The following is a 14,703-nucleotide window of genomic DNA, read 5'->3' on the forward strand; positions in this document are numbered from 1 at the left end:
CGGCGGCCGTGCCGCCGTCGAGGTTCAGGTCCTTCAACCCGACCTCGCCCAGCAACTCCCCGCTGTTCTGGTCGGCCACCGCCCACGAGCACCGCTCGTCGTCGGCCCACTGCCGGGCGCGCAGCGCCACGTAGTCGCCGGCCCCGGCCAGGTCGAGGATCCGGTGGCTGATCCAGCGGCGGCTGATGGGATCGGTGAACGCGTCCAGGATCGACGGCCGGTCGTCGATCCGGTCGTCGGCGCGCAGCTGCCGCAGGTAGTACCTGCCGGCGTTGATCTCGACCGGTTCCACGGCGGCCAACCTAGTTGATGCTGGTCACGAACCCGTCGGCCAGGTCGGCCAGTCCCGCCAGATACTCCTCGTGGCCGCTCGCGGGCGTGCCGTCCGGGGCAGTGGCCAGCTCGATCAGCCAGTCGGCGTCCTCGGCGTCGTCCTCGCCGGCCAACAGCTCCTTGTGCACGGCGCACGGCAGCCAGCCCAGCTCGGCCAGCTCGCCGGCGACCCGCTCGGCGTCCTCGCGGTCGGGCAGCACGATGAGCATGCCGTCCACTGTGGACCTAGTCGCGTCCACGCAGTTCCCGGCGGCGGCGGTGGATGTCGTCGTGCATGGCGCGGCGCTCCTCGCGGAAACGGTCGCGCTCGCGACGGCCGTGGTCGCGGTCGTCGTGGTGGCCACGGCCGCCGAACAGCGAGCCGATGAACCAGCTCAGCAGGAACGGGATCGCCATCACGATCCACTTCTCGGTGAGCAGGCCGATCGCGATGCACACCGGCCAGCTGGCGGCGGCGATCGCCGCCATGGAGATGCGCGGCGCGTTGCTGCGCTTCTCCACCTTGGCCTCGGGCGCCGTGACCGGCAGCTGCGCGGTGGTGGCCGCCGATTGCGGCCGGGGCACGGCCCCCGGCTTCGGGTCGGGCAGGTCGGTGAACAGCTCCAGCAGCTCGCCGCGGGTGCGGGCGGCCGTCACCTTGGCCGACCGCTCGCCGTACTCGTCGATGGTCAGCCGACCGGCGCTCATGTGTTCCCCGAGCGCGGCGAGCGCCTGCTCGCGTTCGGTGTCACCGATCCGCATTTCGGGGGACTCGTTCACGTCGCCAATCGTACGGCGCACCAACGGTCCCCCGTCATGACATCCGTCAGTTAGTCCTTGATCTCCAGCAGCACGGAGCCCTGCGTGACCGTTTCGCCCGGAGTGGCGGCCAGCCCGGTCACGGTGCCGGCCTTGTGCGCGGTCACCGGGTTCTCCATCTTCATGGCCTCCAGCACGACCAGCAGCTCACCGGCCTCGACCGTCTGGCCGTCGGCCACCGCGACCTTGACGATGGTGCCCTGCATCGGCGCGGCCACGGCGTCGCCGGAGACAGCCGCCGAGTTCTTGCCCGCCCGCTTGCGCGGCTTGGCCTTCGCGGCGGCCGGGGCGGCCGTGCCGACCGACAAGGTCGACGGCAGCGACACCTCCAGCCGACGCCCGCCGACCTCGACCACCACGGTCTGGCGCGAGCCCTCTTCCTCCTCGGCCACGGCCGGGTCGGTGAAGGGCGGGATGGTGTTGTCGAACTCCGTCTCGATCCACCGGGTGTGCACGGTGAAGCCGTCCTCGGCGGTGAACGCCGGATCCCGCACGACCGCACGGTGGAAGGGCAGCACGGTGGCCATGCCCTCGACGACCATCTCGTCCAGCGCGCGACGGGCCCGGGCCAGCGCCTGCTCGCGGGTCTCGCCGGTGACGATCAGCTTGGCCAGCAACGAGTCGAACTGCCCGCCGATCACGTCGCCGGACCGCACGCCGGCGTCCACGCGGACGCCGGGGCCCGACGGCTCGACGAACGTGGCGACCAGGCCGGGAGCCGGCAGGAAGTTGCGGCCGGCGTCCTCGCCGTTGATGCGGAACTCGATCGAGTGGCCGCGTGGGGTCGGGTCCTCGGTGAAGCGCAGCTTCTCGTTGGCGGCGATGCGGAACTGCTCCAGCACCAGGTCGATGCCGGAGGTCTCCTCGCTGACCGGGTGCTCCACCTGAAGGCGGGTGTTGACCTCCAGGAAGGAGATCGACCCGTCCAGGCCGACCAGGTACTCGACGGTGCCGGCGCCGTAGTAGCCGGCCTCGGCGCAGATGGCCTTGGCCGACGAGTGGATCCGGGCCCGCTGGTCGTCGGTGAGGAACGGGGCCGGGGCCTCCTCGACCAGCTTCTGGTGCCGGCGTTGCAGCGAGCAGTCGCGCGTGCCGACGACGATGACGTTGCCGTGCTTGTCCGCCACGACCTGGGCCTCGACGTGACGCGGCTTGTCCAGGTAGCGCTCGACGAAGCACTCCCCGCGCCCGAACGCCGACACGGCCTCGCGGACCGCGGAGTCGAACAGCTCGGGGATCTCCTCCAGCGTGCGGGCGACCTTCAGGCCGCGGCCGCCGCCGCCGAAGGCGGCCTTGATCGCCACGGGCAGCCCGTGTTCCTCCGCGAACGCGACGATCTCGTCGGGACCGTTCACCGGGTCCTTGGTGCCGGGCACCAGCGGAGCTCCGGCGCGCATGGCGATGTGCCGCGCGGTGACCTTGTCGCCGAGGTCGCGGATGGACTGCGGGGAGGGGCCGATCCAGATCAGGCCGGCGTCCAGCACGGCCTGGGCGAAGTCGGCGTTCTCGGACAGGAAGCCGTAGCCCGGGTGCACGGCGTCGGCGCCGGACCGCTTGGCCACGTCCAGCAGCTTGTCGATGACCAGGTAGCTCTCGCCCGGGGTGGAGCCGCCGAGGGCGAAGGCCTCGTCGGCCATCCGCGCGAACGGCGCGTCCCGGTCGGGGTCCGCGTACACGGCGACGCTGGCCAGGCCGGCGTCACGGCAGGCGCGGATCACCCGCACGGCGATCTCACCCCGGTTGGCGACCAGGACCTTGTGCAGCGTGACGGGTCCCAGGTCTGCGGCCGACTCTGGCACGCCATACCTCCTCGTACGACTTCCAGCGGAACGCGCGCGTTTCGCAGCAGTCTACGGACGAGTAACCCGGCGCGGGAGGAGACCATGCTCACGACACGACGAGCGCTGGACCCGGGTTGACGTGCAGACTCATGCTGGAGCGGTCGAGACGGGAAGGAGGGCCGGCGCGTGAGCAGGGCGTCGAGACCGGTGTACGTCGCGGTGGTGGTCGCGGTGTTGGTGCTGGTCGCCGCCATCGGCGCCACGGTGGTCATGCGGCAGCTGCGTGACGCCGCGGCGACGCCGTCCACCGGGACCCAGCCGACCGCGCCGACGGCCCCGACCGGGCCGGTGCAGCTGTGCGGCGAGACGCCGTGCGTGAAGCTGACCAGCGTGTCGATGCCCCAGTTCAAGGAGACCGTGGACCTGCTGGCCGACGGCAAGGGCCACGACGCCCGGCTGCGCATCACCTCCGAGCGCGGTGCGGTCCTGTTCAGCTCGCAGATCGCCACCGTGGACGCGAAGGCGATCACGTGCGAGGAGGGCAAGACCTCGGTCTGCCTGCTCCAGGGCAAGGACGGCGACGACCTGATCGGCGAGGTGTTCACCGACGACCGCGGCACCTGGCGGCAGACGCAGCCCCCGTTCAGCTCGGACGCCGGCTACCTGGCGCTGCGCGACGTCGACGGCGACGCGATCCCCGACGTGGTCACGACGCAGAGCCGCTGCGGCGGCAACACGCCCGCCTCCTGCACAAAGGTCGCGGTGGCCGTCTTCCAGGCGACGGGCGAGGAGATCGGCTGCACCAACAGCTATGCCAACTCGCAGCAGCTGCCCGGCTGGCCGGTCGTCACGCCCCAGCCGATGCAGCTGGTCGAGTGCCCGTCATGACCACAGGTCGATCACACTGACGCCGACCTCGGCCAGCAGCCGCCGGGTCAGCGGCAGGCTGATGCCGATCACGCTGGAGTGGTCGCCGTCGATGCCGTCGACGAACCAGCCGCCCATGCCGTCCAGGGTGAAGCCGCCGGCCACGGCCAGCGGCTCCCCGGTGGCGATGTAGGCGTCGAGCTCACGGTCGCTGGGCGTGCCGAAACGGACGGTGGTGGTCTCCGCGCCCGATGCCGTGCGGTCGACAACGCCTTGGGACAGCCGCAGAATCGCGTGCCCGGTGAGCAGTTCGCCGGTCTTGCCGGCCATCTCCTGCCAGCGGGCCCGCGCCACCTCGGGCGTGCCGGGCTTGCCGACCATGCGGCCGTTGATGGACAGCATCGAGTCGCAGCCGATCACCACTGCCTCTTTAAGAAGCTCTGTGGGCAGCTCGCCGGCCAGCGCCTCGACCACGGCGTGGGCCTTGGCCTCGGCCAGCGCCGTGACGAGTTCGGCCGGTCGGGGATCGGTCAGCGCGGCCGCCACCGCGTCCTCGTCCACACCGGACACCCGGACCACCGGGTCGATACCGGCTTGGCGCAGCACGTTGAGGCGGGCGGGGGACTGGGATCCGAGCACGAGTCGCACGGCTGCGAACCCTAGGCCACGGGCGGCCGACACCGCCCGTGGCCCAGGGGCTTCTACGGCAGCGAGCCCACCAACGGGACCTGGATGGCGGTCCTGGTCAGGTCCAGGGTGATCTTCGGCTTGGCGCTGCCGGCGTTGATCCAGCCGTTGTCGGTGCCGCCCACGATCAGCGCCAGCCGGTGCCCGGCCGCCAGCTGGTGGTCGGTCGGGGCCAGCTTGAACGTCATCGTGTACGACTTGCCCGGCGTCAGCGTGGCCTTGCTGTTGAGCGAGGCGTAGTGGCCGAGATCGGCCCAGCCGCGGGAGATCACCTGGGCGTTGGTGCTGACGGTGTCGGCCTGGGTGTCCAGGAAGCAGCCGGTGTCGCCGGTGGTGCCGGAACCGAAGCAGGACTTGGTGGTCAGCGTGGTGATGCCCTCCTCCTGCCCGGCGAAGTCGCGCACGGTCTCCGGCCCGAGGTCGACGAGCACCGCCGACACCTGACCGCTGCTGGCCGAGGACGAGGCCGTCACGGTGATCGTGCTGGTGCCGGACACCGTCACCGGGGTGGCCAGCGTGCCGCTGCTGAAAACGACCCGGGCGCTGTTGGCCGTGTCCGGGTTGGTGGCCCAGTTGGTCTCGCTCGGGCTCGGGTTGTCGGTGAACGACTCGACGGCGCCGGCCTTGGGCGCGGTGCTGCCGAGCTTGCCGAGGCCGTTCGTGGTGGTGGCGCTCAACTTCAGGCCCGACGCGGCGGACGCCTCGGGGAACTGGGCCGCGTCGACCCAGTTGTCCGGGGTGCGCTCGACCGACAGCTGCGGGCCGTTCTGGATGCCGTTGTCCACGCCCATCAGGTAGTGGTCGAACCACTGGTGCAGCGTGTCCACCCACTGGGCGCGGCGGTAGTCGAACGGGTCGACGTGGCTGGTCTGCGACAGCCAGATCTTGCGCTCGACGCCGTGCGCGGCCAGCGCGTCCCACCACTGCCCGAAGTTGATGGGCTTGACGTTGTCGTCCTCCATGCCGTGCGCGACGAACACGCTGGCGTGCACGTTGGCGGCCTGCGCGTAGTAGTTGCGCTGGTCCCACCAGGACGTGTAGTTGCCGTTGGTCGGCGAGCCGGCGTCGATGGCCGACTGCACGCTGCGGCAGCCGCTCTGCGCGGCCGAGGTCTCCACCAGCGTCGACAGCCCGGACGGCTGGCCGGCGGCCAGGTCCGCGCCGTTGGCCCGGTAGTAGTCGTACCAGGAGGAGATGGCCGAGATCGGCACGATCGTCTTGAGCCCGGCGACCCCGGTGGCGGCCACGCCGTTGGCGATGGTGCCGTCCCAGGACTTGCCGATCATGCCGACGTTGCCGCTGGTCCAACCGGCCTTCACGGTGGTCGACCCGGTCGCGGAGGTGTACCCGGTCTTGCGGCCGTTGAGCCAGTCGATCACGGCCTTGGCCGAGCCGATGTCCGACGGGCCGCCGATGTCCACGCAGCCGTTGGACCGGTTGGTGCCGGCCAGGTCGACCAGCACGATGGCGTAGCCGCGCGGCACGAAGTAGTTGTCGTAGTACAGCGGGAACTGCACCGGCTTGCCGGCCGAGTCGTAGGTCTTGAGCTGGCTCTCGTTGCCACGCCCGCAGCAGGCGTAGTACGGGCTGGCATCCATGATCACCGGCACGTTGGCGGTCAGCTCGGACGGCCGGATGATGTCCGCGGCGACCCGGACCGCCTTGCCGGCCGGGTCTTTCAACCCGGTGTCGACCCACGCGGTCTCACGGATCGCGTTGGCGTAGTTGTACGTCGGCTGGCTGCCGCTGTCGTGCGGGGCGGCGCCGGCTGATGCCGGGGCGACGAGCAGAGTTACCCCGGCGATCAGGACGGTCAGCAGGGTGGATAACCGTGTCACCTTCACCGGAACGACGTTACGAACCGGCCGTCGCCATCCAGTAGAGCCGATAGACGGGTCTCAGGTCAGCGGAAGGAGTACCGCCACGCGCCGGGCCCCGGCCGCAGAGGCTGCCGCACCTGGGGTGCGCCCCATCGGGACGGCACAACGGGTTCGTCCGTTTGGACCGGTGCGGCGGCGACGGCGGCCACCACCGCGGTCAGCACGGCCAGCTCCGTGTCGTCCGGATTGCCCCGGACGACCCTCAGCAGCGGCTGCTCGGCGCCCACAGTTTCGCCGCTCACAGCGGGATGTTCCCATGCTTCTTGGGCGGCAGGGCTTCCCGCTTCTCGCGCAACGTGCGCAGCGCGCGGGCGACGTAGCCGCGGGTGTAGGAGGGTGGGATCACCGAGTCGACGTACCCGCGCTCGGCGGCCACGTACGGGTTGCAGAGCGTGTCCTCGTACTCCTGGATCAGCTTGGCGCGCAACGCTTCCACGTCCTCGCCGCGCTCCTTGGCCTCGGCGAGGGTGCGCCGGTGCACGATGTTGGCCGCGCCCTGAGCGCCCATCACGGCGATCTGCGCGGTCGGCCAGGCCAGGTTCAGGTCCGCGCCGAGGTGCTTGGAGCCCATCACGTCGTACGCGCCGCCGTAGGCCTTGCGGGTGATCACGGTGACCAGCGGGACCGTGGCCTCGGCGTAGGCGTAGATCAGCTTGGCCCCGCGCCGGATGATGCCGTTCCACTCCTGGTCGGTGCCCGGCAGGAAGCCCGGCACGTCCACGAAGGTCAGCACCGGGATGTTGAAGGCGTCGCAGGTGCGCACGAAGCGGGCGGCCTTCTCGCTGGCGTCGATGTCCAGGCAGCCGGCGAACTGCGTGGGCTGGTTGGCCACCACGCCCACCGCGTGGCCCTCGACCCGGCCGAAGCCGACCACGATGTTGGGCGCGAACAGCTGGTGCACCTCGAGGAACTCGCCGTCGTCGACGACGCGGGAGATCACCTCGTGGATGTCGTAGGGCTGGTTGGCCGAGTCCGGGATCAGCGTGTCCAGCTCGCGGTCGGTGTCGCTGAGCACCTCGGCCACCGAGCCGTCCTCCTCCAGGCCGGGGAAGACCGGCGGCTCGGCGAGGTTGTTGGACGGCAGGTAGGACAGCAGCTCCTTGACGTAGGCGATCGCGTCCTGCTCGTCGCTGCCCAGGTAGTGCGCGTTGCCCGACTTGGTGTTGTGCGTGCGGCCGCCGCCGAGCTCCTCGAAGCCCACGTCCTCGCCCGTGACGGTCTTGATCACGTCCGGGCCGGTGATGAACATGTGCGAGGTCTTGTCCACCATGACGGTGAAGTCGGTCAGCGCCGGCGAGTACACGTGGCCGCCGGCGGCCGAGCCCATGATCAGCGAGATCTGCGGGATCACGCCGGAGGCGTGGGTGTTGCGGCGGAAGATCTCCCCGTACAGGCCGAGCGAGACCACGCCCTCCTGGATGCGCGCGCCGCCGCCCTCGTTGATGCCGACGATCGGGCTGCCGGTCTTCATGGCCAGGTCCATGATCTTGACGATCTTCTCGCCGTAGACCTCGCCCAGCGAGCCGCCGAAGATGGTCACGTCCTGGCTGAACACGCACACCCGCCGGCCGTCGACGGTGCCGTAGCCGGTGACCACGCCGTCGCCGTAGGGGCGGTTGCGCTCCTGGCCGAAGTTGGTCGACCGGTGCCGGGCGTGCTCGTCCAGCTCGATGAAGGAGCCGGGGTCGAGCAGCAGATCGATCCGCTCCCGGGCGGTGAGCTTGCCCTTGGCGTGCTGCTTCTCGATCGCACGCTCGGAGCCGGCGTGCACCGCCTCGTCGTTGCGGCGGTAGAGGTCGGCCAGCTTGCCGGCGGTGGTGTGGATGTCCGGCTCGTCAGACGGCGCCACACCCACGGGCTCGGTCGCACTGCTCATGCCGAGGCACTCTAACCAGGTCCGGAACCGGAGGTTACTGACACGTAGCCCATGTCACGTGCCCCGGCGTGGCAGCGGCACCGCATCCTCGTCGATTTCGTCGGCCGACGACGCGGTGACGGATTCGCCGTCCAGCCGCGAGCAGACCCGGCACAGCGCGACCGCCAGCTCCCGGGCGGTGTGGCCCAGCTCGGCCAGGTTCGGCTCCTGGTCGGGCGGGGTCCAGCCGCGCACCAGGATCCTGATCAGCCTGGTGTTGTCCTCCAGCTGCCTGGCCAGGTCGTGGACCTGCCTGCTCAGCGTGCCCGACAGCAGGCGTTCGGCCTGGCGTCTGCGGATCCGGTAGGCCTGCTGCCGGCAGCGGACCGAGCAGTACCGGGCCGGGCGGCCCACCGACCGGGGGCGCAGCGGCCCGCCGCACCGCTCACAGCCCGCCGGATTGCCCGTGAATTCTTCCGTCACTTTTTCGTCTCCGTCTTGTGAATATGAAACGCGCGACCCTTCGCGTCAATTGTTGCGCCACTGGGCCGAAAGGGAACTCCCTTTCGATCGAAAGAGTGATGGCGTGCGGTCTTGACGGCCGCCATCGTCGGTCGTCTACTGGATGGGCGGCCAATTCGGGGCCATCGCTAATCGGGAGGTTTTACAAATGACCGGAACGACGTACACGCTCACCGTCGTGAACAATTCGTCGCACTTCGCGGATTTCTGCGTCTATCAGCGCAGCCCCGATCTCGGCGTGCGGGACGCGCTGTCGCTGGCCTGGCTGGCGGTGCCGCTGTGGCCGACGACGGTGGAGGTGTTCACCTGGCAGATCGACTACTCGTTCGTCTGGTCGCAGACGGGAGTGCTGAAACCGGGCGTGCGGTTCGGCGCCTCGCAGGCGTGGCCGGCCGATCCCGGCGACACCAACGCCAACCAGGTGCTGTTCGACTACCAGCAGGGCGCCTTCACGTTCCAGCCCGGCGCGGCCGCGGGCACCCCGCAGCGCGGCGGCCTGTACGTCCGGGAGCTGGCCGACATCCCGGCCGACACCGCCTCGGTCGGCATCGGCATGTCCGGGTCCGGCACGTTCGCGGTGCAGGCCCAGCCCAACGAGAACCTGGTGTTCACGCCGCATCCCACCTACTGGGTGGCGGCCGGCACCTTCGAGCAGGGCGTCGCGCTGGACGTCGAGGAGATCAGCAACACCGCCCAGGTGCCGTTCGACTCGACGTTCGCGATGACCGCCGTGCTCGACGCCCGCAACAACTGGACCGTGCGCGCCAGCTGAAAGGAGTGGTCATGATTCTCGCGGTGTGCACCGACGACGACAACGGAACGCTGCACGTGGGCCAGGCCCAGTCGGCGGCCAATCCCCAGGTCTACGGCGCCTGCCACGCGGTCTTCGCGACCCGCGTGCCCGCGCTGGGCGTCTCGGAGAACCTGTTCGTCATCGCCCACGGGGCCGCGGTCGGCGACGACGGCGGCCCGGTGATCGGCGACGAGCACCACGATTTCTGGGTGAATCCGGCCGACCTGTGGAACAACGCCGAGAACATCTTCCCGGCCGGCTATTACGGCAACGTCTACATCTCGGCCTGTGAATCGGCCGACACGCCGAACGGCACGTGCAGCTTCACCGAGCTTTTCTCCTCGGTCCTGCGGCATCACCGGCCGAATGCGGGCACGGTGTACGGCCAGCACGGAGCCGTGCACGGAAACATTCCGCTGCCGACCGATCAGAGTTGGGTGCCGGCGGTCTGACCCCGGCCCGATATTTCCCCGGTCGGCGCCGACCGGGGAAATACCCTTTCGGCCCATCGCCTACGCTCGATCGGTGACCGCAGATCGGGTAGCGCTCGACGTCGACAGGTTGCGGGCCGCGTTGATCGGCCCGTACGCCCGCGTCGACGTGGTTGCGAGCACCGGCTCCACCAACGCCGACCTCCGCGCCGCGGCCCAGGCCGGCGGCGCGGACCGGACCGTGTTGTTCGCCGAGGAGCAGACCGCGGGCCAGGGCCGCCGGGCCCGTAACTGGGTGTCGCCCCCCTACACCGGCCTGTACGTGAGCGTCCTGCTCCGCCCGGCCGTGCCGGCGCACCGCATCCCGTGGATCACGCTGCTGGCCGGGATCGCCCTGGCCCGCACGGCCCGCGGTCTTGGCGTCGACGCCGTCCTGAAGTGGCCGAACGACCTGCTGGCCAACGGCTCGAAGTGCGCGGGGGTGCTGGCCGAGGCCGACGGCGCCATCGTGCTGGGCATGGGCCTGAACGTGGCGGCCCTGCCGGACGACGTCCCGCCGGGCGCGGGCGGCCTGCCGGCGACGTCCCTGGAGCAGCAGGGGGCGACCACCACGGACCGCACGGAAATCGCCGTCGAACTGCTGAAACACCTCGCCGATCTCGACAACACGTGGCGTGAGAACCAGGGCGACCCGATCGCCTCCGGCCTGCACGCCGAGTACCGGCAGCACTGCTCGACGCTGGGCCTGCGGGTGCGGATCGAGCTGCCGGGCGACCGGGAGCTGGTCGGCACGGCGGTGGAGATCGACACCGACGGGCAGCTCGTGGTGCGGGCCGACGACGGGTCGCGACACAGCGTCCACGCAGGTGACGTGGTGCACCTCCGATCGGCCGCCGGCTGACCACCGGTACCGTGGCGGCGTCACCAGCTTCGGGAGGAATCGCCGTGGCCTATCCAGACGACCTGCTCGGCGACGACGAGCACGTCGTGATCCACAAGCACCCGCACTGGAAGATGCTGTTCTGGCCGATCGTGATCTTCCTGATCACCGTCGCCGCCGGCGCCTACCTCGCGGCGCTGGTCAGCAACCAGAGCTGGCATCTCTACGCCTGGATCGCGATCGGGGCGATCGCCCTCATCGTGATCATCTGGATCCTGCTCGGCCCGCTCATCCGCTGGCGGACCACGCACTTCGTGCTCACCACCCACCGGGTGATGGTGCGCGAGGGCGTGCTCACCCGCACCGGCATCGACATCCCGATGTCCCGGATCAACAGCGTGCAGTTCCGGCACGGCCTGCTGGACCGGCTGGTCGGCGCGGGCACGCTGATCATCGAGTCGGCCTCGGACGAGCCGCTGGAGTTCGACGACATCCCCCAGGTGGAGTACGTGCACTCGCTGCTCTACCGGGAGATCAACGACGACCCGAACGACGACTTCCACCCCGGGCACCCGGCGCGGGGCGAGCGATGACGGCCCGGTCGGTCGGCCTGCCCAGCACGGTGCGCGGCGAGGGCCTGCCGGAGCGGGTGACGATCTGGGAGGTCGGCGCGCGCGACGGCCTGCAGAACGAGTCGTCCGTGGTCGACGTGGCCGTGAAGCTGGAGTTCCTGGACCGGCTGGCCGACGCCGGCCTGTCGGTGCTGGAGGCGACCAGCTTCGTGCACCCGAAGTGGGTGCCGCAGCTGGCCGACGCCGAGCAGCTGCTGGCCGGCCTCCAGCAACGTGAGGGCGTCTCATATCCGGTGCTGGTGCCCAACGAGCGCGGCCTCGACCGCGCGCTCGCGGCCGGCGTCCGGCACATCGCGATCTTCGGCAGCGCCACCGAGACCTTCGCGTCCAAGAACCTCAACCGCACCCTGGACGAGCAGTTCGCCATGTTCGAGCCGGTCGTCGCCCGGGCCCGCAAGGAGGGCCTGGACGTCCGTGCGTACGTGTCGATGTGCTTCGGCGACCCCTGGGAGGGGCACGTCGAGCCGGCCCAGGTGGTGTCGGTCGGCGCCCGGCTGCTGGACATGGGCTGCTCGCAGCTGTCGTTGGGCGACACCATCGGCGTCGCCACGCCGGGGCAGGTCGAGGCGGTCGTCGGCGGCTTCCCGACCACTGACAACCTGGCTGTGCACTTCCACGACACCTACGGCCAGGCGCTGTCCAACACCCTGGCCGCGCTGCGCTGCGGCGTGACCACAGTGGACTCCTCGGCCGGCGGCCTCGGCGGCTGCCCGTACGCCGAGTCGGCGACCGGCAACCTCGCCACCGAGGACCTGGTGTGGATGCTGGACGGCCTCGGCATCGAGCACGGGGTCGACCTGGACAAGCTGGTCGGCACCAGCGCGTGGATGGCCGAGCGGCTGGGGCGGCCGAGCCCGTCCCGGGTCGTGCGGGCACTGGCCGGATGAGTGCTGGCACCGGCCTCGACGTCACCGTTGTCCCCCTGACCGAGGAGAACTGGCCCGCGCTGCAGGAGCTGCTCGGGCCGCAGGGCGGCGCTAGCGGCTGCTGGTGCATGTGGTTCCGGCGCACGGCCAACGACTTCAAGCGCAACAAGGGCGAGCCCAACCGGGAAGCGTTGGGGGAGCTCGTCAGCGCCGGCGAGCCCGTCGGGCTGCTGGCCCTGGACGCCGGCGGCAGGGCCGTCGGCTGGGCCGCCGTCGCGCCCCGCCTGGCGCACATCCGCCTGGACCGGTCCGCCGTCGCCGCGCCGCCCGATCCCCGTGAGGACCTGTCGGACGTGTGGTCGGTGACGTGCTTCTTCGTCGCCGCCACGGCCCGCGGCACCGGCGTCACCCGCTCGCTGCTCGACGCCGCCGTGACGTACGCGGCCGAGAACGGGGCCCGGTGCATCGAGGGCTACCCCACCGACACCGAAGGCGAACGCAAGCAGGTCAGCACCCTGTACCACGGAACACTGTCGATGTTCGTGGACGCCGGCTTCGAGCTCATCGGCCGCCGCGGCATCAAACGGGCCCTGGTGCGCCGAGAACTCCGGTGATCGTCGCCTACGTCGACTCGTTACCCGTGCTCGTGTGGCGTTTCGACCCACCCCGGCTGACCATCTCCTCCGCGCCCTTCGGCGGCGGCGTCGGGGAGCGCGGCTGGGTGCTCAACGCGACCGTGCCGGACGGCTACGACCGCCTCGACCCCGACCAGCACGTCGCCGAGATCGCGGCCGAGCTCCGGCTGACCGGGCCCGGGACCGGCCTGCTGACCGCCGTCGACGTGCGCAAGGTCGTCTCCGTGACCGAACGCGGCGTGACCGCCGAGGTCACCACCGGGGTCGGCGTGCCGACCTGGGCCGCCGCTCCCGATGTCGCCGGGGAACGCATCGGCACCATCAACGCCGTGTGCCGGCTGCCGGTCCGGTTGGGCCCGGCGGCGCTGGTGAACGCCGTCGCCACCGTCACGGAAGCCAAGTCCCAGGCCCTTTTCGAGGCCGGCGTCGACGGCACCGGCACCGCCACCGACGCGATTGTCCTGCTGTGCCCCACTTCCGGGCCCGCCGAACCGTACGGCGGGCCCCGCTCCCGTGTCGGCTCCGCGCTGGCCCGTGCCGTGCACGAAGCCGTCAGCTCCGGTTTGCGCTGAACATCGCGCACACCGCGGCGTCGGCCAGCGCCTTGTAGGCCGCCGTCAGTTGCGGCTCGGCGTCGAACTCGCTGAAGAACTCCGTCGACATCAGCACCGATGCCGTGCGGTCCCCGGCCGCGTCGGTGAAGTTGGCGCTGAGGTAGCCCGGGAGTCCGCCGTCGTGATGCCACACCGTGCCGCACGGCGTCTTCAGGGTGTCGATGCCCAGCCCGTAGCCCGGGCCGTCCGGCTGGTCCGGGAACACCGGCACCGTGTCACGCATCTGCGCCAACTGCTTGGGCGGCAACAGCTTCCCGCCCATCAACGCGTGGTAGAAACGCGACCAGTCCTCGGCGTTCGATACGATCGCCCCGGCCGCGCCGCCCCAGCTCGGGCTGCTGCCCGAGACATCCACATGGCCGTCACGCCTGGGGCCGGCCAGATCCCGGACCTCGGGCGGCACCTCCTGCGGCATGTGCGCGGCATCCGGCTCGTAGCCGTGGGCGTGCGGACCGAACCACGTTGCGTCGTAGGCGAAGTAGGTGTGCGTCAGGCCCAGCGGCCGGGCGATGTGGTCCCGCACCAGATCGGCCAGCGTACGCCCGGTGACCCGCTCCAGCACCGCGCCGATCGCCGCGTAGTTCGTGTTGCTGTACTCCCATTTGGCGCCCGGCGGGAACTTCGGTGGGTTCGACACCCCGATGGCCAGCAGCTCCTCCGACGTCCACCGGTGCGGGTCCTTCCCCAGCACCGACGGCAGCAGCCGCTCGTCGTTCGTGTAGTCGAACAGCCCGCTGGTGTGCTGCAACAGCATCTTCAGCGTGATCGCGTCGCCGTTGGGCACCCTGCCTGGCAACCACTTCTCCACCGGGTCGGTCAACGCGAGCCGGCCGGCCGCCACCAGTTGCAGCACCAGCGTCGACATCATGGTCTTGGTGTTGGAGCCCATCCGGAAGCCGTCGTCCGCGTCCAGCCGATGGTCCCGCTTCGTCCACTCCGCCTGCTCCGCGATCTCCACCGGCCGCCCGTGCCCGTCGTCCACGCGCACGATCACCCCCGGCGCCCCCGCCTTGAGCAACTCGCCGGCCAGCCGCTGGAGTTGGGACTGCTCCGGCGGGCACAGCACCGTGCCCGCCGCCACCGCCACCGCCGTGACCAGATGCAGCCAACGCATGGGCGCTCCCCCTAG

Annotated in this window: 17 protein-coding genes and 1 pseudogene; 8 read left to right on the forward strand and 10 right to left on the reverse strand. The window is 70.7% G+C overall.

Features of this window, described 5'->3' with window-relative positions; genetic code table 11:
* The 4 genes and pseudogenes from KUTG_RS61865 to KUTG_RS31355 form a co-directional block, all read right to left on the reverse strand.
* Positions 1–292: pseudogene (locus KUTG_RS61865) on the reverse strand (GNAT family N-acetyltransferase); the annotation flags it as partial.
* Positions 293–302: 10 nt separating this feature from the next.
* On the reverse strand, positions 303–542 hold the full coding sequence (locus KUTG_RS31345; RefSeq protein ID WP_043731262.1) for a hypothetical protein: 240 nt from the start codon (positions 540–542) through the stop codon (positions 303–305).
* Between the two features lie 16 nt (positions 543–558).
* Entirely contained in the window at positions 559–1,092 is a 534-nt protein-coding gene (locus KUTG_RS31350) for a DUF1707 SHOCT-like domain-containing protein (protein ID WP_043721865.1), read from the reverse strand.
* A 50-nt stretch (positions 1,093–1,142) separates the two neighbouring features.
* Positions 1,143–2,930 (reverse strand): acetyl/propionyl/methylcrotonyl-CoA carboxylase subunit alpha, encoded by a 1,788-nt coding sequence (locus KUTG_RS31355; protein WP_043721867.1) that lies wholly within the window; start codon positions 2,928–2,930, stop codon positions 1,143–1,145.
* Between the two features lie 168 nt (positions 2,931–3,098).
* On the opposite strand from KUTG_RS31355, the gene KUTG_RS31360 reads away from it, so the two are divergent.
* Positions 3,099–3,800: a hypothetical protein gene (locus KUTG_RS31360; protein ID WP_157494885.1), complete on the forward strand. Its 702-nt coding sequence runs from the start codon at positions 3,099–3,101 to the stop codon at positions 3,798–3,800.
* On the opposite strand, the gene KUTG_RS31365 is transcribed toward KUTG_RS31360, so the two are convergent.
* The 5 genes from KUTG_RS31365 to KUTG_RS31385 are packed head-to-tail and all read right to left on the reverse strand — an operon-like array spanning position 3,795 to position 8,684.
* Positions 3,795–4,427, reverse strand: a complete 633-nt coding sequence (locus KUTG_RS31365) for a Maf family protein (RefSeq protein WP_043721871.1) — start codon at positions 4,425–4,427, stop codon at positions 3,795–3,797. The two genes, KUTG_RS31360 and KUTG_RS31365, sit on opposite strands and share 6 nt — an antisense overlap.
* Positions 4,428–4,480: 53 nt before the next feature.
* Positions 4,481–6,310 carry a Xaa-Pro dipeptidyl-peptidase gene (locus KUTG_RS31370; protein WP_232241056.1) on the reverse strand — a complete coding sequence of 610 codons (1,830 nt, stop codon included), beginning with the start codon at positions 6,308–6,310 and terminating at the stop codon, positions 4,481–4,483.
* Between the two features lie 59 nt (positions 6,311–6,369).
* The gene (locus KUTG_RS31375) at positions 6,370–6,588 is read right to left on the reverse strand and encodes an acyl-CoA carboxylase subunit epsilon (protein ID WP_232241057.1); all 219 of its coding nucleotides are present in this window, start codon (positions 6,586–6,588) and stop codon (positions 6,370–6,372) included.
* On the reverse strand, positions 6,585–8,222 hold the full coding sequence (locus KUTG_RS31380) for an acyl-CoA carboxylase subunit beta (RefSeq protein ID WP_043721875.1): 1,638 nt from the start codon (positions 8,220–8,222) through the stop codon (positions 6,585–6,587). Before KUTG_RS31380 ends, KUTG_RS31375 begins: the two co-directional genes overlap by 4 nt.
* A gap of 54 nt (positions 8,223–8,276) precedes the next feature.
* Positions 8,277–8,684: a hypothetical protein gene (locus KUTG_RS31385; RefSeq protein WP_157494886.1), complete on the reverse strand. Its 408-nt coding sequence runs from the start codon at positions 8,682–8,684 to the stop codon at positions 8,277–8,279.
* Positions 8,685–8,871: 187 nt separating this feature from the next.
* Here KUTG_RS31385 and KUTG_RS31390 point away from each other — a divergent pair, with 187 nt between their 5' ends.
* From KUTG_RS31390 to KUTG_RS31420, 7 genes are all read left to right on the forward strand, one after another.
* The gene (locus KUTG_RS31390; RefSeq protein WP_043721879.1) at positions 8,872–9,495 is read left to right on the forward strand and encodes a hypothetical protein; all 624 of its coding nucleotides are present in this window, start codon (positions 8,872–8,874) and stop codon (positions 9,493–9,495) included.
* Between the two features lie 11 nt (positions 9,496–9,506).
* Positions 9,507–9,968 carry a hypothetical protein gene (locus KUTG_RS31395; RefSeq protein WP_043731266.1) on the forward strand — a complete coding sequence of 154 codons (462 nt, stop codon included), beginning with the start codon at positions 9,507–9,509 and terminating at the stop codon, positions 9,966–9,968.
* Positions 9,969–10,041: 73 nt separating this feature from the next.
* Positions 10,042–10,848, forward strand: coding sequence for a biotin--[acetyl-CoA-carboxylase] ligase (locus KUTG_RS31400; protein WP_043721880.1), 807 nt, complete (start codon positions 10,042–10,044; stop codon positions 10,846–10,848).
* 44 nt (positions 10,849–10,892) lie between these two features.
* On the forward strand, positions 10,893–11,420 hold the full coding sequence (locus KUTG_RS31405) for a PH domain-containing protein (RefSeq protein WP_043721882.1): 528 nt from the start codon (positions 10,893–10,895) through the stop codon (positions 11,418–11,420).
* Positions 11,417–12,346 (forward strand): hydroxymethylglutaryl-CoA lyase, encoded by a 930-nt coding sequence (locus KUTG_RS31410; protein WP_043721884.1) that lies wholly within the window; start codon positions 11,417–11,419, stop codon positions 12,344–12,346. The genes KUTG_RS31405 and KUTG_RS31410 overlap by 4 nt, the downstream gene beginning before the upstream one ends.
* The gene (locus tag KUTG_RS31415) at positions 12,343–12,939 is read left to right on the forward strand and encodes a GNAT family N-acetyltransferase (RefSeq protein WP_043721886.1); all 597 of its coding nucleotides are present in this window, start codon (positions 12,343–12,345) and stop codon (positions 12,937–12,939) included. Before KUTG_RS31410 ends, KUTG_RS31415 begins: the two co-directional genes overlap by 4 nt.
* The gene (locus KUTG_RS31420; protein ID WP_043721889.1) at positions 12,936–13,532 is read left to right on the forward strand and encodes an adenosylcobinamide amidohydrolase; all 597 of its coding nucleotides are present in this window, start codon (positions 12,936–12,938) and stop codon (positions 13,530–13,532) included. The genes KUTG_RS31415 and KUTG_RS31420 overlap by 4 nt, the downstream gene beginning before the upstream one ends.
* Here the strand turns inward: KUTG_RS31420 and KUTG_RS31425 are convergent.
* Positions 13,513–14,688, reverse strand: coding sequence for a serine hydrolase domain-containing protein (locus tag KUTG_RS31425; protein ID WP_043721892.1), 1,176 nt, complete (start codon positions 14,686–14,688; stop codon positions 13,513–13,515). The genes KUTG_RS31420 and KUTG_RS31425 overlap by 20 nt on opposite strands.
* Positions 14,689–14,703 lie beyond the last annotated feature (15 nt).

The organism is Kutzneria sp. 744 (assembly GCF_000568255.1).
In the GTDB taxonomy this organism is placed as follows: domain Bacteria; phylum Actinomycetota; class Actinomycetes; order Mycobacteriales; family Pseudonocardiaceae; genus Kutzneria.

Excerpts from the sequence above, each read along its gene's own strand:
- KUTG_RS31345 (WP_043731262.1), bottom strand. The coding sequence starts at position 542 with ATGCTCATCGTGCTGCCCGACCGCGAGGACGCCGAGCGGGTCGCCGGC.
- KUTG_RS31415 (WP_043721886.1), top strand. The coding sequence starts at position 12,343 with ATGAGTGCTGGCACCGGCCTCGACGTCACCGTTGTCCCCCTGACCGAG.
- KUTG_RS31395 (WP_043731266.1), top strand. The coding sequence starts at position 9,507 with ATGATTCTCGCGGTGTGCACCGACGACGACAACGGAACGCTGCACGTG.
- KUTG_RS31410 (WP_043721884.1), top strand. The coding sequence starts at position 11,417 with ATGACGGCCCGGTCGGTCGGCCTGCCCAGCACGGTGCGCGGCGAGGGC.
- KUTG_RS31425 (WP_043721892.1), bottom strand. The coding sequence starts at position 14,688 with ATGCGTTGGCTGCATCTGGTCACGGCGGTGGCGGTGGCGGCGGGCACG.
- KUTG_RS31380 (WP_043721875.1), bottom strand. The coding sequence starts at position 8,222 with ATGAGCAGTGCGACCGAGCCCGTGGGTGTGGCGCCGTCTGACGAGCCG.
- KUTG_RS31390 (WP_043721879.1), top strand. The coding sequence starts at position 8,872 with ATGACCGGAACGACGTACACGCTCACCGTCGTGAACAATTCGTCGCAC.